A 22,249-nucleotide genomic window follows, 5' to 3' on the forward strand; every position below is an offset into this window, starting at 1 on the left:
GTGGGGAGATAGTTTTGTCGGGAAACTCCTGACCTTGTTGATAAAAATAAGGAAGCCGGCTATGCAGTATCACCGTATCCCACACAGTTCTCTTGAAATCAGCACGCTGGGGCTGGGCACAATGACCTTTGGTGAGCAAAATAGCGAGGCCGACGCTCATGAACAGCTCGACTACGCCGTAAGTCAGGGAATCAACCTGATTGATGTCGCCGAAATGTATCCTGTCCCGCCGCGCCCGGAAACCCAGGGGCTGACCGAAACCTACGTCGGCAACTGGCTGGCGAAACGCGGCAACCGCGAAAAGCTGGTTATCGCCTCTAAAGTCAGCGGCCCGGCGCGCAATAACGACAGCAGCATTCGCCCGAACCACGCGCTGGATCGCAAAAATATTCGCGACGCGCTGCACGACAGCCTGAAGCGTCTGCAAACCGATTATCTCGACCTCTATCAGGTCCACTGGCCGCAGCGCCAGACCAACTGTTTCGGCAAGCTGGGCTATACCTGGAGCGACTCCGCGCCGGTGGTCACCCTTCTCGATACGCTGGAAGCGCTCACCGAATTCCAGCGCGCCGGTAAAATTCGCTATATCGGCGTCTCTAACGAAACCGCCTTTGGCGTCATGCGCTATCTGCATCTGGCCGATAAGCACGACCTGCCGCGCATCGTCACGATTCAAAACCCGTACAGCCTGCTTAACCGCAGCTACGAAGTGGGGCTGGCGGAAGTGAGCCAGTATGAGGGCGTTGAGCTGCTGGCGTATTCATGCCTGGCGTTCGGTACGCTCACCGGTAAGTACCTCAACGGCGCGCAGCCGGCCGGCGCACGCAATACGCTATTCAGCCGCTTTACCCGCTACAGCGGCGAGCAGGCGCAGAAAGCGGTGGCCGCTTATGTGAACATTGCCAAACGCCACAATCTCGATCCGGCGCAAATGGCGCTGGCCTTTGTGCGTCGTCAGCCGTTTGTCGCCAGCACTCTGCTCGGAGCCACGACCATGGAGCAGCTCAAGACCAACGTCGAGAGTTTGCATCTTGAGCTGAGCGAAGAGGTGTTAGCGGAGATTGAAGCGGCGCATAAGGTGTATACCTACCCGGCGCCGTAAGGGAGTAAAGCCCCGGATAGCGGCTGGCGCCTTATCCGGGCTACACCACCAGCGACATTCGGTAGTTCGGCAGCCCGGCTAAGCGTAGCGCAAGCCGCGGGGTGTCCCGGATAGCGGCTGGCACCTTATCCGGGCTACACCACCCGCGACATTCGGTAGTTCGGCAGCCCGGCTAAGCGTAGCGCAAGCGCGGGGTGTCCCGGATAGCGGCTGGCGCCTTATCCGGGCTACACAACCCGCGATATTCGGTAGTTCGGTAGCCCGGCTAAGCGTAGCGCAAGCCGGGGGGAGTCCCGGATAGCGGCTGGCGCCTTATCCGGGCTACACCACCCGCGACCCTCGGTAGTTCGGTAGCCCGGCTAAGCGTAGCGCAAGCCGGGGATTATTTACGCCGTCCCCACCACCACAACGCGGCAATGGCTAGCGCAAAGACCGCGCCAAACCCTATCCCCACGCCAACCGGCGGGATCCCAACGCTGACCGCTAGCGAGTACAGCCCCAGCATTAGCAGCATCGCCACGTTTTCACCGAGGTTCTGCACCGCAATGGCGTTGCCTGCGCCAACGGTATGTTTCCCTCGCTCCTGCAGCAGCGCGTTCAGCGGCACGATAAAGAAGCCGCCGCATACACCGAGCAGCAGCAGTAGGCCAAATGCTGGCAGTAGCGACTGCTGCACCGCGAAGACTATCACCGCGACGCCAATCAATATCCCGGCCGGCATACAGCGCGAGACGGTTTCCAGCGTTACCAGCTTCGCCGCTGCGCCTGCGCCAACTACAATCCCGACGGCGACCATCGCATTGAGGTAGGTCGGCATTGCGTTGCTGGTGATCCCAAGCGCCACCGGCACCCAAATCACCAGCAGGAAGCGCAGCGTCACCCCCGCCCCCCAGAACAAGCTGGTGCCCATCAATGAAAAACGCGTTTCGCTATTACGCCACAGCGTTTTACAGGCGCTGAAAAAGCTTTGGGTCATCGGCCGGAAACGCCACGACTGTCCAGGACGGGCGGCCGGTAGCTTCGGGATCCACAGGTTAGCGACCACTGCGCCGCCATAAACCAGCGCACAAACGATAAGCGCCGCCAGCACGTGCCAGTCCGCAAGAATGCCGCCCGCCATCGACCCCAGCAGGATCGCCGCAATGGTCGACGACTCCATCAGCCCGTTAGCCTTCACTAACTTATCGCCGGTGGTCAGTTCGCCGAGAATACCGTATTTCGCCGGCGAATAGGCCGCCGCGCCGATCCCCACCAGCGTATAGCCGATAAACGGATTGACGCCAAAGCAAATGCACCCGGCGCCGAGCAGCTTCAGTCCGTTAGCGACCATCATTACCCGGCCTTTGGCGAAGCTGTCGGCAAACTGCCCGACAAACGGCGCAAAGAGAATGTAAGCGCCCACAAACAGCATCTGCAATACCGGCTGGCTCCACTCCGGATAGTAGAGCTGCTTCATTAGCGCCAGGGTGGCGAACAGCAGCGCGTTATCGCCGAAGGCCGACAGGAACTGGGCGCAGATCACCGCCATCATCCCTTTCGAGTACAGTGAAGCGTTAGTGTGCACTGACTCACTCATTTGAATGTTCCGCCTCTTCTACCATACCTTTCAGGGTGACAAAGTCTGGCTTGCCGCTGCCCAGTACCGGCAGCTGTTTCAGCCAACGAATATCGCGCGGCACCGCCAGTTCCGGTACGCCATGTTCACGTGCGTAGCGCAGCAGCTTTTCGCGATTGAGTTCATTATCGGTGGTAAACAGCACCAGCGCCTCGCCTTTGCTGGCGTCCTGCTTAATGGCCGTGGCGTGCATTTTGTCCGGCGAGACCGCCAAAGCGACCTGCTCGACCATCTCCAGCGAGACCATTTCGCCGGCGATTTTGGCGAAGCGTTTGGCGCGGCCCTGGATACGCACGTATCCCTGCTCGTCAAAGACGACGATATCGCCGGTATCGTACCAGCCGCTCTCCACTTCACCGTACTGGTTTTCCGCCGTCGGCGCTTCCAGCACGCCGGGGTTTTCTACCCGCAAATAGCCTTTCATGATGTTAGGCCCTTTTAACTGCAGTCGGCCTCCCTGTTCGATGCCGGGCATCGCCAGCAATCGGGCATCCATCCCCGGAAGAATGCGTCCGACGGTGCCGACTTTCGCCGCCATCGGAACGTTGATGGAGACCACCGGCGCGCATTCGGTCACGCCGTAGCCTTCAAGGATGCGCAGGCCGAATTTGTCCTGCCACAGCTGTTTGGTACTGTCCTGCAGTTTTTCCGCCCCTGCCACCACATAGCGCAGACGATAAAAATCATACGGGTTGGCAAAGCGGGCATAGTTGGCGAGGAAGGTTGAGGTGCCGAACAACACGGTACAGTTACGATCGTAGACCAACTCCGGCACCACCCGATAGTGCAGCGGGCTTGGATAGAGAAACACTTCCGCGCCGGTAAACAGCGGCGTCAGCAGGCCGACCGTCAGGCCGAAGGAGTGGAACAGCGGCAGTGCCGACATAAAGCGATCGTTGGCGGTAAAGTCGGCGATGGTTTTAATCTGCTCCACGTTAGCCAGCAGGCTTTTATGGCTATGCACCACCCCTTTTGGATTCCCCTCCGAGCCGGAGGTAAAGAGGATCATCGCCGCATCTTCCGGCTGCTGCTTGACCTGCGCCAGACGCGGCGCCAGCAGATGGCTAAAAATCCACAGCTTGTCGGCGGTAGTGACATCGCCTTTCAGATCTTCCAGAAACACCCAGCGCACCTGAGTCAGCTGCTCCGGCAGGTGCCAGAGCTTGCCCTTATCGAGGAAGGTACGGGAAGTAAAAATGGTTTTGATTTCCGCGGCGGTAATCGCGCTAGTGAGCCCTTTGACGCCGGCGGTATAGTTCATCATTGCCGGGATACGCCCGCGGGCAATCGCGCCGAAAATCACCGCCGCGCTAATACCGGCGTTAGGCAGCATCAGGCCGATTTTCTCGCCCTGCGCGCTGTATTTTTCCAGAATACGCGCGACGAACAGCGTTTTGGTCAACAGTTTACGGTAGGTATCCGGCTGGAAATTAATATCTTCCACGCAGTTTTTGCGCGCGCCAAAGCGGTCCTGCGCCGCCAGTAGCGACTCATACAACGTTTCACGCGGACGCACGGCCATACGCGCTTCCATCATAATCTGGTGCAGCATTTCGCCGGCGATTTTTCGCCGATCGCGGGCGCGCGGCGCTTCCGGCATCGGCAGATGCGTCGGCGGCAGTAAATGGAGCTGAATACGCGGGAACAAGCGGCGTTTTACCAGCCCCTTCAGGCGGCTGAACGGCGTAAGTTCGGCGCCTTCAATTCGCAGCGGCACAATAGTCGCTTTCGACTTCGCCGCCACAAACGCCGCGCCGTCATAGATTTTCATCAGCGAACCGCTCACCGAAATACGCCCTTCCGGGAAGATAACGACCGGACGCCCCTGCTCAATCAGGCGCACCAGATGCTTAATTGACATCGGTTTGGTGGGGTCCAGCGGCACAAAGTCGATAAGCGGCGTCAGCGCCCGCATAAACCAGCGCTGGCTAATCGAGGTATAGACCGCAAACACCGGCCGAACGGGCAGAAAGAGCGCCAGTAAAATACCGTCGAGAAATGAGACATGATTTGGCGTAATTAATACTTTTTCCTGATAAAGCGCCTGAGTGTCTCCGGTCAATCGTACCCGGTACAATCCTTTGAACAGTAATCGAAAAAATCCCAACAGCATAACGACTCCGCGTGGCTGATTTAGTATTCCGAGCAGGTTACATGAGAAGGCGGGGAAAAGCAGTGTGGGGGAAGAAAATTCAGAATAAAAAAAACCTGCGCATCCGCGCAGGTCGGTGCAAGATAATCAGTACGAAGTGCGTACTTAAGAAACTCACCAATCAATACCTCTGGGACCCTGATTGTCGCGTTTTTACCCACGACCGCGCCAGCGCGAAAACGCAAGGGAATGAGCCTAAGTGCAACCAGGTATTGCGATTTTCGCTGTCTGTAACAGGCTGAATGACAGGCAAAAAAAAACCTGCGCATCTGCGCAGGTTGGTGTAATTAAGTGGTCAACGTGACGTTGACTCCACCTATCAATACCTCTGGGATAGCCAGAGTATCAATGCATCACTCAACGAAACCAGCGAACATTCGCAACAGCTAATCGCAAAGTGTAAGCAAAGATGAGAATTCTCTTTTCACCGTTGCATCCCACGCATTGTGCTGTGTAACTTTGTCACCGCTAATCTCTGTCTGCGTCACATTTGTATCAACCAGAATAGCTGTAGCCTTGAATCTGCTGCGCTTTCCCGTAACATAACTATTATGTAAACGCTTACCCTAAAAAAGGTCCGGTATGGCGACAATTAAGGATGTAGCCCGACTCGCTGGAGTGTCCGTCGCTACCGTCTCACGCGTTATCAACAACTCGCCAAAAGCGAGTGAAGCCTCTCGTCAGTCGGTAACGGCGGCGATGGAAACGCTGAACTACCACCCCAACGCCAACGCCCGCGCGCTGGCGCAGCAGTCGACGGAAACCATCGGCCTGGTGGTGGGCGACGTTTCCGATCCCTTCTTCGGCGCGATGGTCAAAGCCGTCGAACAGGTGGCCTACGGCACCGGTAATTTTCTGCTTATCGGCAACGGCTACCACAACGTGCAAAAGGAACGTCAGGCGATTGAACAACTCATTCGCCACCGCTGTGCGGCGCTGGTGGTACACGCTAAAATGATCCCCGACGACGAGCTGGCAGGGCTGATGAAACAGATCCCCGGCATGGTGTTGATCAACCGCATCGTTCCCGGTTTCGAGCAGCGCAGCGTGGCGCTTGACGACCGCTACGGCGCCTGGCTGGCGACCCGCCATCTGATTCAGCAGGGCCACAGTCGCATTGGCTATATTTGCTCCAACCACGCGATTTCCGATGCCGAAGACCGGCTGCAAGGTTACTACGATGCCCTGAAAGAGAGCGGCCTGCCCGTCAATGACCGGCTGGTCACCTTCGCCGAGCCTGACGAAAGCGGCGGCGAGCTGGCGATGACCGAGCTATTAGGCCGCGGCAGAAACTTTACCGCCGTCGCCTGTTACAACGATTCAATGGCCGCAGGCGCGATGGGGGTGCTCAACGACAATGGTATCGAGGTGCCGCAGGAAATTTCGCTGATTGGCTTCGATGACGTACTGATCTCGCGCTACGTGCGCCCCCGCCTGACCACCGTGCGTTATCCGATCGTCACCATGGCGACCCAGGCGGCGGAGCTGGCCCTGGCATTGGCGGAACAGCGCCCGGCGCCGGAAATCACCCACCTCTTCAGCCCGACGCTGGTGCGCCGTCACTCGGTGATAACGCCCGCGGAAGGCGATAAATCGTAGCGGTAGAGGTTCACGGCGGTGGCCGGGTAATCCAGCCCCTCGCCGATATAGCGCCAGCCAAAGCGTTCGTAAAAGTCGCGGCAGGCGGAATAGAGATAAAGCTGCGGATAACCGCACTGGCGGGCATAGTCGATAACGTGCTGCTGCAGCTTACCGGCCACCCCCTGCCCGCGCGCCGTTTTGGCGACAAACAGCGCCGCCATCCAGGGGAACAGATCCTGACGGCTTATCAAATCGCAACGCCACAGCCCTACGGTCCCCAATAGCGCCTCGCCATCGGTGGCAATAAAGGTCAGCGGCAGCGCCCCCGGCGTTTGGCTATGTTCAACAATACTGCTAAAAAACGCCTGCGGTAAGGCATCGTCGGCAAAAGCCTGCCATAGCCACTCCGCCACCTGTGGCGCATGCTGCGGCGCGGCGTACAACGGTTGAATCTGCATTTTTACCCCCTGTGAATCGATGAATTCTAGCGCGCCGCGCCCGCCCGCGCATCATGGGGCGGAAAATGCCTTCACCAGGATTTCCGCAAAAAGCGTGATCGCGATAGTCTTTGCCGTCGTCAGGCTCATATCCCTCTGAATGACTGTGGTAAACTGCGCCCTATCACGGGTTATCAGGAATCGACGAATGGCAACAATGCTGGATGTCTCAATACGCGCAGGCGTCTCGAAAGCGACGGTTTCCCGCGTGTTGAACGGCACAGGTCAGGTAAAAGAGAGTACCCGCCAACAGGTCTTCAAAGCGATGGAAGAGTTGGGCTACCGGCCCAATTTTCTCGCCCGCTCGCTGGCGAATCGCACCAGCAATAGCATTGGTCTGGTGGTATCGACATTCGACGGTTTCTATTTTGGCCGCTTGCTGCAGCAGGCCTCGCGTCAAACGGAAGCCTGGGGCAAGCAGCTTATTGTCACCGATGGCCACGATGCGCCCGAGCGGGAAGAAGAAGCGGTGCAAATGTTGGCCGACCGCCAGTGCGACGCCATCGTGCTCTACACCCGCCATATGAGCGAACAGAAAATCATGTCGCTTATCGAGTCCATCGAAACGCCGCTGGTGGTGATTAACCGCGATGTCAGCCAGGCGCGGGAACGCTGCGTGTTCTTCGAACAGCAAGAAGCGGCGTTTCAGGCCGTCGACTATCTGATCTCCCAGGGGCACCGCGATATCGCCTGCCTGACCGTGCCAATGCACACCCCAACGGGTAAAGCGCGCCTGGCGGGCTACCGCAGCGCGCTGGAAAAGCACGGAATTGCGTGGGAACCGGCGTGGGTAAAGTACGGCGATTCGACGATGACCCGCGGTTATGAGCTATGTCGGGAATTATTAGAAGAGAAAACGCCGTTTAGCGCGCTGTTCTCCTGTAACGATGATATGGCGTTGGGGGCCTCGAAAGCGCTGCATCAGGCGGGGCTACGCATTCCGCAGGACGTGTCGCTCTTCGGCTTTGACGACGCACCCAGCGCAAAATGGCTGGAGCCGGGATTATCGACGGTCTACCTGCCGATCGACAATATGATCACCACCGCCATCGACCAGGCGATTAAGCTTGCCAACGAACAGCCGATCGAAACCATCCCGCCGTTCACCGGCACGCTGGTGCTGCGTGAATCGGTGACGACGGGGCCGTTCTTTAAATAAGCTCCAGCGCCAGCAGTTCTTCAATGGTCTGGCGGCGGCGAATCAGGCGCGCGCTGCCGTTATCAAACAGCACTTCCGGCAGCAACGGGCGGCTGTTGTAGTTTGAAGACATCGATGCGCCGTAGGCGCCGGTGTCGTGCAGTACCAGGTAATCCCCTGGCGCGACCGCCGGCAGCAGGCGAGTTTCCACTTTACCGCCCTCCTGCTGGGTAAAGACGTCGCCGGATTCGCACAGCGGCCCAGCGACGACGGTTTCCAGCTGTGGTTCGCCACTCAGGTCGCGCCCGTCCGCCGCCAGCGCGGTAATATGATGATAGCTGCCGTACATGGCCGGGCGCATCAGATCGTTAAAGCCGGCATCGATCAGCACGAAGTGGCGGCTACCCATCTCTTTCACGCTACGCACCTGCGATACCAGCACGCCGGACTCCGCCACCAGGAAACGCCCCGGTTCGATCTCCAGCTTTACCGGATGTCCCAGATGTTTGGCGATCTGCTCGCGCGCGGCATTCCACAGGCCAAAGTAGTGATCGGTATCGATCGCCTCTTCGCCTTCGTGATAGGGGATCGATAAACCGCCGCCGGCGGAGATCGCCTGTAGATCCTGGCCAAACTCCACCACCTGGCGCACCATCGCGCCGCATACTTGCTCAAGATGGCCGTAATCGACGCCGGAGCCAATATGCATATGGATGCCGACCAGCTGCAGCGAATGGCGGCGAATCACCTCCAGCGCCTGCGGCAGTTGGCTGTACCAGATACCGTGTTTGCTGTTTTCGCCGCCGGTATTGGTCTTCTGGCTGTGGCCATGACCAAATCCTGGGTTGACCCGTAGCCAGACGCGGTGGCCCGGCGAGACTTCACCCAGCTGGCTAAGCATATCCACGGATCCGGCATTCACTGGGATCTGTAATGCTTTCACCCGCTCAAGGGTCGCGCGATCGATCAGATCGGCGGTAAAGACGATATCGTCCGGATGCCGCACGGGATCGTAACCTGCCGCCAGCGCGCGTTCGATCTCGCCAAGCGACACCGAATCCACCTTCACGCCCTGCTCGCGCATCAGACGCAGAATATGAATATTGGAGCAGGCCTTCTGCGCAAAACGCACCACGTCAAACTGGCTAAGTTGGGCAATCTGGCGGCGGATAATCTGCGCATCATAGACCCATACCGGGCAGCCAAACTCAGCGGGCAGGCGCAGTAGATTGTCGGCGGTCAGATCGGTATCGGTGGCGTTCAGCGAGCGTGGCATAAGGACTCCGGTGCGTGCATGTGTTTGTCGATGTTTTTTCGATTACGCCACAGCGTGAAGAGAATAAAAAATATCGTTTTGTCGCGAGTCTATGCAAAAATGATATGGCTATCTGATGCTAACCTGGAGCCGCCCATGCCAGCCGTCAACTTACGCCATATCGAGATTTTCCACGCGGTGATGACCACCGGCAACCTGACCGAAGCGGCGCGGATGCTGCACACCTCGCAGCCGACGGTCAGCCGTGAACTGGCGCGTTTTGAGAAAGTACTCGGCTTAAAGCTGTTTGAGCGTGCCCGCGGCCGTCTGCAGCCGACGGTGCAAGGGCTGCGACTGTTTGAAGAAGTACAGCGTTCATGGTACGGGCTGGATCGCATCGTTAGCGCCGCGGAAAGCCTGCGCGAATTCCGCCAGGGGGAGCTGTCGGTAGCCTGTCTGCCGGTCTTTTCGCAGTCATTTCTGCCGCTGCTGCTGCAGCCGTTCCTCGCGCGCTATCCGGACGTCAGCCTGCAGATCGTGCCGCAGGAGTCGCCGCTGCTGGAGGAGTGGCTATCCGCCCAGCGCCACGATTTAGGGTTAACGGAAACGCTGCATACGCCGGCCGGCACCGAGCGCACGCCGCTGCTGACCTTAAATGAGGTCTGCGTCCTGCCGCTGGATCACCCGCTGGCCGCGAAAACCGAACTCACCCCCGCCGATTTCCACGGCGAAAACTATATCAGCCTGTCGCGCACCGACAGCTATCGTCAGCTGCTTGATGCGCTGTTTATGGAGCACCAGGTCAAACGACGGATGGTGGTTGAAACCCACAGCGCGGCGTCGATCTGCGCGCTGGTGCGCGCCGGAGCGGGCATTTCGGTGGTCAACCCGCTCACCGCCCTCGACTACGCTGAGAGCGGCGTGGTGGTGCGGCGCTTCAGCGTCGACGTGCCCTTTACCGTCAGCCTAATCCGCCCGCTACATCGCCCCGGTTCCGCGCTGGTCGACGCCTTTGTTCAGCATCTGCAAACCAGCCTGCCGCGTATCGAACAGCCGCTGGCAGCGGTACTTAAGAGAGCATAAATTCCACCGCGTCGGCGGCATGGATCGCCGCGGTATCAAATACCGGCAGCGGGCTACTCGTTTCCGGTACCAACAGGCCGATTTCGGTGCAGCCGAAGATAACGCCTTCCGCCCCCTGCGCCGCCAGCGCCTCGATGACCTGCAGATAATAGTCGCGCGAGGCGTCGCTAAAGGTGCCGAGGCACAGCTCATCAAAAATAATTTGATTGATGCGCGCCCGATCGTCGGCCTGCGGGATCAGCGTCTCAATGGCAAACTGCTGCTGCAGACGGCCACGATAAAAATCCTGCTCCATGGTGTAGCGGGTGCCCAATAACGCGACCCGACGCTGGCCTTTAGCGCTGATCGCCCGCCCGGTGGCGTCGGCGATATGCAGGAACGGCACTTCGCAGCGGGCTTCAATCGCCTCAGCCACTTTATGCATGGTGTTGGTGCACAGCACGATGCCCTCGGCGCCGGCCTGCTGTAGCCCCAGCGCCGCCGCGGCGAGGATCTCGCCGGCGCGCTCCCACTCCCCTGCCGACTGGCAGGCTTCAATCTCATGAAAATCAACGCTATGAAGCAACAGGCTGGCGGAATGCAGGCCGCCGAGCCGCGCTTTAATGCCTTCATTAATTAACCGGTAATAAGGAATGGTGGATTCCCAGCTCATGCCGCCCAGCAGGCCGATGGTTTTCATTATCTGCTCCTTTATGGTTTGCTCCAGTGAAGCAAACCTGCCGATAACTTTCCACTGTTGCTGTTGGGCGGCGCCCACATCAGAAGAAATATTTAAAGCGCACGCGCGCGCCGTAGCGTTCGTCGTCGTTCCCGCTCTGCTGGGCCGACGAATCCAGCCATGAGGCATAGGCGCCGAGATAAATATTAAAGTTCGGCATATCCATGATATTCGGCAGTTGCCAGGAGGCATGGATCGTGTGGATGTCATAGCGGCCCGGCGTCAGAATCGCGCAGTCGCCATCGCACTCGCCGCTGACGCCCGCCATATTAAACTGGTCGATTTTGTTGTGCGCGTAGATATATCCCAGCTCGACGCGATGCCACAGCGCGTTGATACCGGCGCTGAAATCCTCTTCATCCGCCGCATCCAGATAAGCGGTGCTGAGGTTCACCACCATGCCATCCTCGGCATCGGTTTTCAGCGTATTCCAGCTCATGGTCAGTCCGTAGCCGGTACGGTTGGACTGATCGACCCAGCGTCCATGCTGGTTTTGATAGCCATAGGCATTGTTCACCAGGTTGCTCTCAACCGCCGCCGCCACTGACCACGGGCCGGATTGCCAGGCCGCCACCGGCCGCACATAGACCACGTTTTTATGATTTTCGAGCGCGTTGCCGTGATAGTTTTGATCGACGAATAACGAGCTGCCGTCTTCCACCAGCGTGTTGAGCTCAAAGTACCAGTTATCGAGATATTTGCTCAGCAGGAAATTACCGCCGCTGCTGCTACGCCCGCGCCCCTCTTTCATCATGTAGATATAACCGTAACCGTCGCTATAGAGATCGTTGGCGGTATTACCAGAATATTCAATAAACGTATCCTGATTCAGCGGGAACATATCGTAGGCTTCAAAGCGCCCCACTTTTATTTTCCAGTCATTTTCCTGACCAAAGAAAAATACGGCATCATCAAGATTCATTTTCCCTGTCATATCCGCCAGCGGCTGTACGCTAAAGCCGGAATATTTACCACTCGCGCCTTTACGTAAGCCATCGAACCCTAACAAAATACGCCCATTGATATCCCAGCGTTCTTTATCCCCCGGCGCCCAGTTCTTATTCGCGCTGGTTTTTACCGAGGTCAGGCTGCCGGTTCGGCTGGCGCCATCCATATTAAATTCAACATCACCGTAAAATTTTAAATCGACATCTTTATTCACCACCAGCGCGGGCGCGGCAACCGTCGCGGGCGCTGGCGCGCTGCTTTTAGCCGTCGTGCGCTCCTGCTGCTTCAATTCGCGGATTTCCGCCTCGGCGTTTTGCGCCCGCTGCTCGGTGGCTTTTAAGCGCTGCTCCATCTGCGCCAGGCGCTCCTCAAGCGAAAGCGTTGGCTGTGCGCCAGCGGCGGGAATAAATAAAGACGAGATAAGACATCCAACCCAGATTTTATTCATCGTTAGACCCTGCTTATTATATATTAAAGGTATTGTTTTATTTTTTCGGTAAATATTGAAAACCCGCCGGCGATTGCTAACGGGTTATTCGGGTTAATTACTATTTAATTAGAGCTCCCATGCTCCGCCATCAATTAATGCCGCGCTACCGCTCCAGGAAAATAAAACTAATTCTCTGTGCTGCGCGTCAGGATAAATACGGCTGCTGAGGCAGGCTTCGCCGTCATTGACGAAAACCTCAACGGATGAGCTATCGAAAAATAACCGCAGCTTCAGCGCCGAACCGGTGGGTAACGGAACGCTGCGGGTACCGCACAAACCATATTGCGGATAGCGACGCTCCAGTACCAGCCGCTGCATCTGATTGTCGACATATACCTTCAACCCTTCGCCAAAGCTCAAACCGTACTGCTCGGCGCCGCTATTGGCCGTATCCCAATGCAGGTTGACCTCCATGGTTTCGCAGCGCTCTACCATCGTCAGCTGCTGATTCTTCAACGAACTGACCGGCCACGGGAACCAGTCGCGGCGCAGGCCTTCCACCTCTTTTGCCGGACGCATCAGTAACCGATTATTCGCGCCGAGGCTTAACTCGCGCGGCAGCGACAGCATACCGGCCCAACCGTCCTGCTGCTCCGGCAGCGGCGACTCCCACATGTCCAGCCAGCCGATAACAATCCGTCGGCCATCAGGGGTGAGGAAGCTTTGCGGCGCATAGAAATCGTGACCGCTGTCGAGTTCGACAAACGCCTCTTCGCGGACAAAAGGTTGCCCCGGCTGCCAGTCCCCCAGCAGATAGCCGCTCTGGAATAAATTGCGCCGGGCAAAGCCGTCCGCGGCCATCCCCTGCGGAGAGAACATCAGCACCCGCTTGCCATCGAGTTCAAAGAAATCCGGGCACTCCCACATGTAGCCCATCCCCGTTTCGGCCTGGGCAAGAATACCGGCATCCTGCCAGTGGCGCAGGTCGTCAGAACGGTACAACCGCACCTGACCGACGTCGTCTACCCGCGCGCCGACCACCATGTACCAGCTTTCACCTTCACGCCATACTTTCGGGTCGCGAAAATGGTGCATCCCCGGCGGTGTATCAATGACCATCCCCTGGCGCTCAAAATGGATGCCGTCGCGGCTGGTCGCCAGACACTGCACCTGGTACAGGTTATTTTCATCAGCGGGATCGCCATGAAATTTATGGCCGGTGTAGATGAGCGCCAGCGTATCGCCATCAACCACCGCCGAGCCGGAGAAACAGCCGTCTTTATCTTCCGGCCCTTCCGGCGCCAGCGCCACCGGCAGGTGTTCCCAATGCACAAGGTCCTTGCTGCGCGCGTGGCCCCAGTGCATCGGCCCCCACTGGTTTGAATACGGGTGGTGCTGATAAAACGCGTGGTACCAGCCGTCGAACCATACCAGCCCGTTGGGGTCGTTGATCCAGCCGGCACGGGCAGCCAGGTGATAACGCGGATACCAGCGCGGGTTGAGATCCACGCTTTTCGCCTGCAGTTCCCGCTCCGCGTTACTAATGGAATACATCATATTCATTTCTCTTTTCAGTCAGATAGTGGATGGCTGCGACATGAGCGAATCCGAAGAGGCCTTATTGGATCGCAGCAGGAAGATGGAGATGAAGGTGGTGCAGAACACCAGCAGTCCCATGATCAGATAGGAGTCGGCGAAGCCGTATTTTTCATAGCTATAGCCCGCCAGCGGCGACAGGACGGTGGCGATAACCGAACTGGTGCAGGCGAAACCCACCAGATACAGGGTGGATGAAAGGCGTTTATCAAAGTTCAGGCTGTTGTATTTGAAGATAGAAACCAGCAGCACCGGCAATTCCACGGCGTGCAGCAGTTTCGTAATCGAGATCAGAACCGGACCTTCCACCAGCCCGGAGGCCACCATGCGCATCGCCATCACCATGCCGGCGAAGATCAGGCCGTTTTTCGCGCCGATGCGGTTGACCAGCCACGGGGCGCAGAACATCCCCGCCGCTTCGAGGAACACCTGGAAGGAGTTGAGATAGCCATACATGGCGTTCCCTTCATGCAGCGTGGCGAACTGCGAAGAGAAGTAGACCGGGAACTGCTGGTCGTAAACGCCGTAAATACAGGTGCCGACGACGAAAAATACCAGCGCCCAGAAACGCGGCAGCGTCAGCAGGCGCAGCGCGTCTTCCAGCGTGACTTTACCGCCACTGACCGCCTCCTGCATGGCATGCGGCGCTGAAGAGACCTTAAGCCGCGCCAGCAGCATGAAGAAAACCAGACCGGAACAGCTGGCGACGGCGAAGTTCAGCTGTGGGTTTATGTTAAACAGCAGCCCGGCGAAAAAGGTCGCCACCGCCCAGCCCAGCGATCCCCACATCCGCGCTTTGCCGAATTCAAACTGGCTTTGCCGCGCCACGCGCTCGGTATAGGACTCCAGCACGCCAATGCCGCCGTTAAAGGTCAGGCCGATGTAGATGCCGCCAAAAATACTGCCGAGTAGCACGTTGATTTTGAGCAGATAGCCAAACAGCAGATAGGCCGGCCCGGAAAGGATCAGTAAGACCGTGATATACCAGAGTAAATTTTTGCGCAGCCCCAGTTTATCCTGGATAAAACCGTAGCAAATCTGGGCGAATAGCGCCGAGACCGACAGCACCGCGTAGATAATGCCGGTATCCCCGGCTTTCAGCCCCACTTCCTGATGTAGCCAGATGGAAAGCAGCGAGCCGGAAGAAGACCAGGTAACAAAAAAGAAAAACAGTAAGGCACTGAGTAAGGGGTAGCTGTGAGAGTGATGCGTCTTCATCATGACATTCTCGTGTTGGAGTAATGCGCGAATGGTAACGTTAACAAAAAACAACTCTCATCTGGTTTTGTGACGATTCATGATGTTAATCACAAAAGTTAACGTTAACATAATGGAGATGCGATCGCGATCAACTATTCCTCGCCATGCTTCACCATCGGGCTGGGATAGACTATCGTATGATCCTTTTACATCAGCGACTTAGTTGTATACCGGAGTAATCACCATGGCATCCCTGAAAGATGTAGCGAAGCTAGCCAATGTCTCACTGATGACGGTATCCCGCGCGCTGAACAGCCCGGAGCGCCTGAAGGCGGATACGCTCGCCCGCGTACAGGCGGCGATTGAACAGACCAATTACGTGCCCGATCTGTCGGCAAAGAAAATTCGCGGCGCCCGGGCAACCCCAAGCACCATCGGCGTGCTGGCGCTGGACACGGTGACCACCCCATTCTCGGTAGAGATAACGCTCTCTATCGAAGAGACGGCGCGGGCCCACGGCTGGAACAGCTTTGTGGTCAACATGTTCTCGGACGACAACCCTGATGCCATACTCGACCTGCTGCTTTCCCATCGCCCGGACGGCATTATCTACACCACCATGGGGCTGCGCCAGGTCCCGCTGCCGGCCAAATTGTTGACGCTGCCCTGCGTGCTGGCCAACTGCGAAAGCCTGAACGAGAACGTCGCCAGCTATATTCCGGATGATGAGCAGGGCCAGTACGACGCGGTGAAAGCGCTACTGGCCGCCGGCTATCGCCGCCCGCTCTGTTTGCATCTTCCGGCAAGGCATCTGGCGACGATACGCCGCCGACAGGGGCTGGAGCGCGCCTGCCGTGAGGCGCAGGTTGATCCGAATACGCTCGATCACGGCTATATGACCTACGGTGACGAACACTATCGCGATATTCCCGGCCAGCTGCTGGCCCATATTGAGCAAGGTAAACCGCGGTTTGATTCCGTGGTGTGCGGCAACGATCGCATCGCTTTTATGGTCTACCAGACGCTGCTGGCGCAGGGCCTGCGAATTCCTGAAGATGTGGCGGTGGTGGGTTATGACAACATGGTGGGGATTGGCGATCTGTTCCTGCCGCCGCTGTCGACGGTGCAGTTACCGCATTATGAAATTGGCCGCCTGAGCGCCCTGCATATCATTAACGGCGACAGCCATCGGGATACCGTTAAGGTTCCCAGCCCGTGGCTGCCGCGCGAATCAATGTGATCAGTTGCCGATGTTACGCAGCTTTTCGCCGGACATCAGCTTGCGTTCGATGTGCTCCAGCGTCACGTTTTTAGTTTCCGGGATCAGCCAGAAGGTCACGCCGATAAAGGCCACGTTCAGCGCGGTATAGAGCCAGAACGTGCCTGCCGCGCCAATCGCGTCCAGCAGCGTCAGGAAGGTCGCGCCAATAATCATGTTCGATACCCAGTTGGTGGTGGTCGAACAGGTGATCCCGAAGTCGCGGCATTTCAGCGGCTGGATCTCGGAGCAGAGGATCCACACCACCGGCGCGGCGCTCATTGCGTACCCGGCTATGCACATCATGGTCATCCCCACCGACAGCCAGGAGAGGCCGCTACCGGCGGTACCATTATCAAACTGCATCAGACAATAGCCCAGCACCAGGGTGCCCAACGCCATCACGCTAAAGCCGATTTTCAACGCCGGTTTACGTCCGGCCTTATCGACGGTAAACACCGCGATAAAGGTCGCGAACATAAAGGTCAGGCCGACCACCAGAGTGGCGATCATCTGCTGCTCGGTGGTGGTAAAACCGGCCATTTTGAAGATCCGCGGCGCGTAATACATGATGATATTCATGCCGGTAAACTGCTGCATCGCCTGCAATAACATGCCGAGGAACACCGCCCGACGCACGTTGCGGTTCACTTTGAACAGCGCCCAACCGCCCTGCTTCAACTTCAGGCTTTCGCGGATTTCATTCAGCTCATCGCGCGCCTTTTCCGAGGTATCGCGCAGCATGCGCAGCACTTCTTCGGCCTCAATATGGCGGCCTTTTTCCGCCAGCCAGCGCGGGCTGTTAGGCAGGAACACCACCAGGATAATCAGCAATACCGCCGGCAGCGCCAGCACGCCAAGCATCGCTCGCCAGTTACCGCTGTAGCTGAAAGCGGTATCGGATAAGAACGCCAGCACGATGCCAAGCGTGACCATCAACTGATACATGCTGATCATCTTGCCGCGAACGTTTTCACTCGCCATTTCAGAAAGATAGAGCGGCGCGGTATAGGAGGCGATACCGACGGCGACGCCAAGGACAATGCGCGCCGCCAGCAGCATCTCGACGCTGGTGGCGAATGCCGAGCCGATAGAACCCGCAACAAATAGCACTGCGCCGGCCATCAGGCTGTATTTACGGCCAAGACGGAATGAGAGCCAGCCGTTGAACAGCGCGCCAATCGCCGCGCCCAGCATCATACTGCTGACTACCCACTCCTGCAGACGGCTGGATAACACGAAATGATCGGTAATGAAGGGGAGCGCCCCGGCAATCACGCCAATATCAAGGCCGAATAACAAACCCGCCACCGCGGCGGCAATGGAGACAAACTGGTTCATGCGCCGGGTGTTGCGCTGCGCATTGGGGAGTAAACCCGGATCGGTGGTCAATGAAGTCATTTTTTTCCTGCCTCAACAGAATATGCGTGCAGTGAAAGTACGGGATCGCAGGGCTAAGGTGTCAGGCGGGAGATGGCGAAGATATGGATAAAACGGCTGGTAGCATTGTTTTTGTGATGGACATTAAACTTTATCTTATGCAAAAAATGCTGTCCGATCGTCAAAACAACCCTGATGTATGGCGAGTATTTTATTTTCCATTACTAACGAGTATGGATTATTTAAACCTCATGATATGGACGATTATTGTTCAGAAAACAACCCGCCGGTTGGCGGGTTGTTCGACTTATGTCTGTTAGCGCGCCAGCCAACCGCCATCTACCGCCACGGTGTAACCGTTAATGTAATCGGATGCGCGGGAGGCGAGAAACACCACCGGCCCCATTAAATCGCTCGGCAAGCCCCAGCGGCCGGCCGGGATACGGTCGAGAATTTCCGCGCTGCGCTGTTCATCGGCGCGCAGCTGCTGGGTATTGTTGGTTGCCATGTAGCCGGGGGCAATGGCGTTAACATTGATATTATGCTTCGCCCATTCGTTGGCCAGCAGGCGCGTCACGCCCATAACGCCGCTTTTCGAGGCGGTATAGGACGGCACGCGGATCCCGCCCTGGAACGACAGCATGGAGGCGATATTGATGATCTTGCCGCCGTTACCCTGGGCGATGAAGTGCTTCGCCGCGGCCTGGGACATGAAAAAGACGCTTTTGATGTTCAGATTCATGACGTCATCCCAGTCTTTCTCGCTGAATTCGATAGCATCCTGACGGCGGATAAGCCCCGCGTTATTGACCAGAATATCGATGTGGCCAAATTCCGCCACCGCGCGCTCAAGCAACTGCGGAATACCATCTATCAGCCGCAGGTCGGCGGTGAGGCTCAAAAAACGACGCCCCAGCGCGGTAACGCGCTCAATGGTTTCCGTCGGTTCAACGATGTTAATACCGACGATATCGCAGCCCGCTTCCGCCAGCCCAACCGCCATGCCCTGGCCTAAACCGGTGTCGCAGCCGGTCACTACCGCGACTTTCCCCTGAAGAGAGAATGCATCAAGAATCATATCTGGTTCCTTTCTTTCACGGCCTGCTCACCACAGGCAAGGTTCTGAGGCTAAGAAGAACTCCTGGGGCGTCCCCATCATAAAAATAAAACAGAGTTCCGTTTTGCTAATGGTCACATAGTAGACCGCTGAAAAATCATTTTCAACGACAATTAAAACAACGTTTCATTTTTTGTGATTAAAAATGATAAAAACGCAAAACGGATCACATAGCCAGAAGCTGGTGACCTATACAAAAGCTATAAATACAGTGAGTTAGGTTATCTTTAAAAAATAACCGCGAAGAAAGAAAATCAGGTAAAAAAATGAAGAATGGAAGATCGACGAGGATGATAGACCTCGCGCCAAAGACGGCGCGAGATGGTATTATGCGCGCTCCACCGCCAGCGCAACGCCCTGCCCGCCGCCGATACACAGCGTCGCGAGCCCTTTACGCGCATCGCGCTTAATCATTTCATGTACCAGCGAAACCAGAATCCGGCAGCCGGACGCGCCAATCGGATGGCCAAGGGCGATGGCCCCGCCGTTGACGTTAACCCGGCGTTCATCCCATTCCAGCACTCTGCCAACGGAAATCGCCTGGGCGGCAAAAGCTTCATTGGCTTCGATTAAGTCAACCTCATCCAGCCTCCAGCCCGCGCGCTCAAGGCAGCGCCGGGTGGCATGTACCGGCGCGATACCCATTAGCGCCGGATCGACGCCGACGCTGGCGAAGGCGCGAATGCGCGCCAGAATCGGCAGCCCCAGCTCCTGGGCCTTTGACTCGCTCATCATCATCACCGCCGCCGCGCCATCGTTAATACTCGATGCATTACCCGCGGTCACCGACCCTAACTGGTCGAAGGTGGGCATCAGGCTGGCTAATCCCTCAGCGCTGGCGTCCATCCGCGGCTGCTCGTCGGTATCCACCAGCCGTTTACTGCCGTTATGCTCGGTGGCGACCGGCACGATCTCATCGCGGAACCGCCCGGAGTCTATTGCCCGCCGCGCTTTTTGCTGCGAGCTAAGCGCCCAGGCGTCCTGTAGTTCACGGCTGATCCCATACTCCCGCGCCAGATTTTCCGCCGTTACGCCCATATGGTAATCATTGAAAGCGTCCCACAGACCATCATGCACCAGGCTGTCGATAAGCTGGCTATTGCCCAGCTGCGCGCCGGTTCGGCTGTCGGTAAGCACATGCGGCGCGCGGCTCATGTTTTCCTGGCCGCCGGCAATCACTACATCCGCTTCGCCGCACTGGATGGCCTGGGTCGCCAGGTGCAGCGCTTTCAGCCCGGAACCGCAAACGTCGTTGATGGTGATCGCCGAGACGGTATTCGGCAGCCCGCCGCGGATCGCCGACTGGCGCGCCGGATTCTGCCCGGTACCCGCGGTCAGCACCTGACCGAGGATCACTTCATCAATGCACTGCGGATCGATTCCGCTCCGCTCGACTAACGCCTTCACCACCACGCTGCCCAATTCCACCGCCGAGTGACGCGCCAGCGTTCCCTGAAAACAGCCGATGGGCGTACGCAACGCGCCGACGATCACGACATCTTTCATCCTTTACCTTCTGCGCAAAGAACCATCAATAGATGCCGTTATAGTAGAGAATTGTTATCAAAAAATTTCGCAATTGTTTAAAAAAAGTGAGGCGGTTCACAAAGTTCGCCGTCACGACTCGCGGCCTTGCCCTTCAAGATGTTGGCGCAGCCAGCTGCCCGCTTCCCCCAGCGGCGTACGCTTGTTCCATAACAGATCCACCGAGATCGACCGCGGCCAGCCGGCGATATTCAACGCTTTAAGCTTGCCGCTACCGGCGAACTCTTCCACCAGCGCGCAGGGCAAAATACACCAGCCAAAGCCCTGCACCGCCATACTCAGCAGCAGCAAATAGTTGGGCGCCGACCATACCTGGCCGCGCGAGGGATCCGGCGCGCTCTCAAGATAAGTGCTAAGCCGCAGTTCACGCCAGCCGTGCAGATCATCCCAGAAAACCCGCCCCTGACCGGCCAGCGGATGCCCCGGCGCAACATAAATCCCCATCGCCGTTTGCAACGGTAAGCGCATGCTGCCGATCTCCATCGGATAACTGTCCCTGGCTTCGATAAGCCCCACCTGCGCACGCTCCTTTTGCAGTAGATCCACCACATCTTCGTCTTCGCCAATCAGGCATTCAAACTCGGTATGCGGAAAACGCCGATCGAACTGTTCCAGCAAATCCTCCAGTACATCCGGGTGCAGGGTATCCGACAAGACGAAGGTCAACCGCGGTTCGGTATTACCCGATAACGAACTGGCGAGCTCATCCAGCCGCGAACTGGCGGCCAGTATTGCTTTCACATAGCCCAGCACCTGCTCGCCCTGCGCGGTTAGCGTCGGCTGGCGAGTGGAACGATCGAACAGAGTTAACCCCAGGTCGGTTTCAAGATTCGAAATCGCGGTACTGACGGTGGATTGGCTTTTACGCATCCGCCGGGCGGCGGCGGAGAACGAACCGCTGGCGGCGGCTTCTACAAAGGCGGTAAGAGCTTCGGGAGAATAGTGCATAACCTATCTACTTTATCGATGGAATCTATCTTTTTTTTATCACATTTTTCCATAAAATGCCGGGTAAATCTGGATGACAGAACTAACAAGAGGTATCCCAAAATGAAAACCAATAACCTGCAACATAAGACGCTACTGGAACGCGTACTCCACGCGGTGAGCTTTGAAGGCCTCGCCACGTTAATTCTGGCCCCGACCGCGGCCTGGTTAATGCAGCGATCGGTGGTCGAAATGGGCGGCTTGGCCATTTTGCTCGCCACCATGGCGATGGTCTGGAACCTGATCTATAACGCCGCCTTCGACCGTCTGTGGCCGGTTTCACGCCTGGCGCGTACGCTGCGGGTGCGCGCGCTGCACGCCATCGGCTTTGAGTGCGGCTTTATCATCATCGGCGTCACCGTTGTCGCGCTGGTACTCGGCGTGTCGCTGGTGCAGGCATTTATGCTGGAAATCGGCTTTATGCTGTTCTTCCTGCCCTACACCATGTTCTTTAACTGGGCGTGGGATACGCTGCGCGTGCGCGTCCTGAAGTATCGCCAGCCGCAGAGTCTGCCGAATAATTAACGTTCTCGATCGCGCGGATCGTCTAACCCTTTGGCGATCCGCGGGTTTATTTATCACCGAAAACTATCACCGCAAACGATTCATAAATGTGGTAAATTGCACTCCTTTTTTTGGGTTATACG

The 22,249-nt window shown here is 57.3% G+C and carries 18 protein-coding genes; 6 read left to right on the top strand and 12 right to left on the bottom strand.

The window, feature by feature from the left end; translation table 11 throughout:
- Nucleotides 1-61: 61 nt before the first annotated feature.
- Entirely contained in the window at nt 62-1,102 is a 1,041-nt protein-coding gene (locus AC22LX_RS10780; protein WP_045396704.1) for an NADP(H)-dependent aldo-keto reductase, read from the top strand.
- A 382-nt stretch (nt 1,103-1,484) separates the two neighbouring features.
- On the opposite strand, the gene lplT is transcribed toward AC22LX_RS10780, so the two are convergent.
- Nucleotides 1,485-2,678 carry a lysophospholipid transporter LplT gene (gene lplT, locus AC22LX_RS10785; RefSeq protein WP_045396702.1) on the bottom strand — a complete coding sequence of 398 codons (1,194 nt, stop codon included), beginning with the start codon at nt 2,676-2,678 and terminating at the stop codon, nt 1,485-1,487.
- A complete protein-coding gene (aas, locus tag AC22LX_RS10790) occupies nt 2,671-4,830 on the bottom strand; it encodes a bifunctional acyl-ACP--phospholipid O-acyltransferase/long-chain-fatty-acid--ACP ligase (RefSeq protein WP_045396698.1) in 2,160 nt (719 codons plus the stop codon). Before aas ends, lplT begins: the two co-directional genes overlap by 8 nt.
- A gap of 621 nt (nt 4,831-5,451) precedes the next feature.
- Between aas and galR the strand changes: the two genes are divergently transcribed.
- Nucleotides 5,452-6,468 (top strand): HTH-type transcriptional regulator GalR, encoded by a 1,017-nt coding sequence (gene galR, locus AC22LX_RS10795; RefSeq protein WP_045396693.1) that lies wholly within the window; start codon nt 5,452-5,454, stop codon nt 6,466-6,468.
- Here the strand turns inward: galR and AC22LX_RS10800 are convergent.
- Nucleotides 6,429-6,908, bottom strand: coding sequence for a GNAT family N-acetyltransferase (locus AC22LX_RS10800; RefSeq protein WP_045396678.1), 480 nt, complete (start codon nt 6,906-6,908; stop codon nt 6,429-6,431). The genes galR and AC22LX_RS10800 overlap by 40 nt on opposite strands.
- 196 nt (nt 6,909-7,104) lie before the next feature.
- Between AC22LX_RS10800 and AC22LX_RS10805 the strand changes: the two genes are divergently transcribed.
- Nucleotides 7,105-8,106, top strand: coding sequence for a LacI family DNA-binding transcriptional regulator (locus AC22LX_RS10805; protein WP_162184084.1), 1,002 nt, complete (start codon nt 7,105-7,107; stop codon nt 8,104-8,106).
- On the opposite strand, the gene lysA is transcribed toward AC22LX_RS10805, so the two are convergent.
- Entirely contained in the window at nt 8,099-9,361 is a 1,263-nt protein-coding gene (lysA, locus tag AC22LX_RS10810) for a diaminopimelate decarboxylase (RefSeq protein WP_045396674.1), read from the bottom strand. The genes AC22LX_RS10805 and lysA overlap by 8 nt on opposite strands.
- A gap of 135 nt (nt 9,362-9,496) precedes the next feature.
- Between lysA and AC22LX_RS10815 the strand changes: the two genes are divergently transcribed.
- Nucleotides 9,497-10,423 carry a LysR family transcriptional regulator gene (locus AC22LX_RS10815; protein ID WP_045396671.1) on the top strand — a complete coding sequence of 309 codons (927 nt, stop codon included), beginning with the start codon at nt 9,497-9,499 and terminating at the stop codon, nt 10,421-10,423.
- On the opposite strand, the gene AC22LX_RS10820 is transcribed toward AC22LX_RS10815, so the two are convergent.
- The 4 genes from AC22LX_RS10820 to AC22LX_RS10835 all read right to left on the bottom strand — a co-directional run bounded on the left by AC22LX_RS10820 (nt 10,410) and on the right by AC22LX_RS10835 (nt 15,336).
- Entirely contained in the window at nt 10,410-11,102 is a 693-nt protein-coding gene (locus AC22LX_RS10820) for an aspartate/glutamate racemase (RefSeq protein WP_045396669.1), read from the bottom strand. The two genes, AC22LX_RS10815 and AC22LX_RS10820, sit on opposite strands and share 14 nt — an antisense overlap.
- A 79-nt stretch (nt 11,103-11,181) precedes the next feature.
- The gene (locus AC22LX_RS10825; RefSeq protein WP_487333974.1) at nt 11,182-12,537 is read right to left on the bottom strand and encodes a carbohydrate porin; all 1,356 of its coding nucleotides are present in this window, start codon (nt 12,535-12,537) and stop codon (nt 11,182-11,184) included.
- A 108-nt stretch (nt 12,538-12,645) separates the two neighbouring features.
- Nucleotides 12,646-14,076: a glycoside hydrolase family 32 protein gene (locus AC22LX_RS10830; protein WP_163311016.1), complete on the bottom strand. Its 1,431-nt coding sequence runs from the start codon at nt 14,074-14,076 to the stop codon at nt 12,646-12,648.
- 18 nt (nt 14,077-14,094) lie between these two features.
- Nucleotides 14,095-15,336, bottom strand: a complete 1,242-nt coding sequence (locus AC22LX_RS10835; protein ID WP_045373827.1) for an MFS transporter — start codon at nt 15,334-15,336, stop codon at nt 14,095-14,097.
- Nucleotides 15,337-15,559: 223 nt separating this feature from the next.
- Between AC22LX_RS10835 and AC22LX_RS10840 the strand changes: the two genes are divergently transcribed.
- Complete coding sequence (locus AC22LX_RS10840) at nt 15,560-16,555, top strand: LacI family DNA-binding transcriptional regulator (RefSeq protein WP_045396662.1); 996 nt, start codon at nt 15,560-15,562, stop codon at nt 16,553-16,555.
- Here AC22LX_RS10840 and araE read toward each other — a convergent pair whose 3' ends face one another.
- The 4 genes from araE to AC22LX_RS10860 form a co-directional block, all read right to left on the bottom strand.
- Nucleotides 16,556-17,974 carry an arabinose-proton symporter AraE gene (gene araE, locus AC22LX_RS10845; protein ID WP_487333975.1) on the bottom strand — a complete coding sequence of 473 codons (1,419 nt, stop codon included), beginning with the start codon at nt 17,972-17,974 and terminating at the stop codon, nt 16,556-16,558. It abuts the gene before it with no gap.
- A 295-nt stretch (nt 17,975-18,269) separates the two neighbouring features.
- Nucleotides 18,270-19,031 (bottom strand): 2-dehydro-3-deoxy-D-gluconate 5-dehydrogenase KduD, encoded by a 762-nt coding sequence (gene kduD / locus AC22LX_RS10850; RefSeq protein WP_045396657.1) that lies wholly within the window; start codon nt 19,029-19,031, stop codon nt 18,270-18,272.
- 366 nt (nt 19,032-19,397) lie between these two features.
- Nucleotides 19,398-20,576, bottom strand: a complete 1,179-nt coding sequence (locus AC22LX_RS10855) for an acetyl-CoA C-acetyltransferase (RefSeq protein WP_045396653.1) — start codon at nt 20,574-20,576, stop codon at nt 19,398-19,400.
- Nucleotides 20,577-20,687: 111 nt separating this feature from the next.
- Nucleotides 20,688-21,563, bottom strand: coding sequence for a LysR family transcriptional regulator (locus tag AC22LX_RS10860; RefSeq protein ID WP_045396649.1), 876 nt, complete (start codon nt 21,561-21,563; stop codon nt 20,688-20,690).
- A 102-nt stretch (nt 21,564-21,665) separates the two neighbouring features.
- Between AC22LX_RS10860 and AC22LX_RS10865 the strand changes: the two genes are divergently transcribed.
- Nucleotides 21,666-22,127, top strand: coding sequence for a multidrug/biocide efflux PACE transporter (locus AC22LX_RS10865; protein WP_045396647.1), 462 nt, complete (start codon nt 21,666-21,668; stop codon nt 22,125-22,127).
- The last annotated feature ends 122 nt before the right edge of the window (nt 22,128-22,249 follow it).

It is taken from the genome of Klebsiella sp. PK01, from assembly GCF_057624675.1.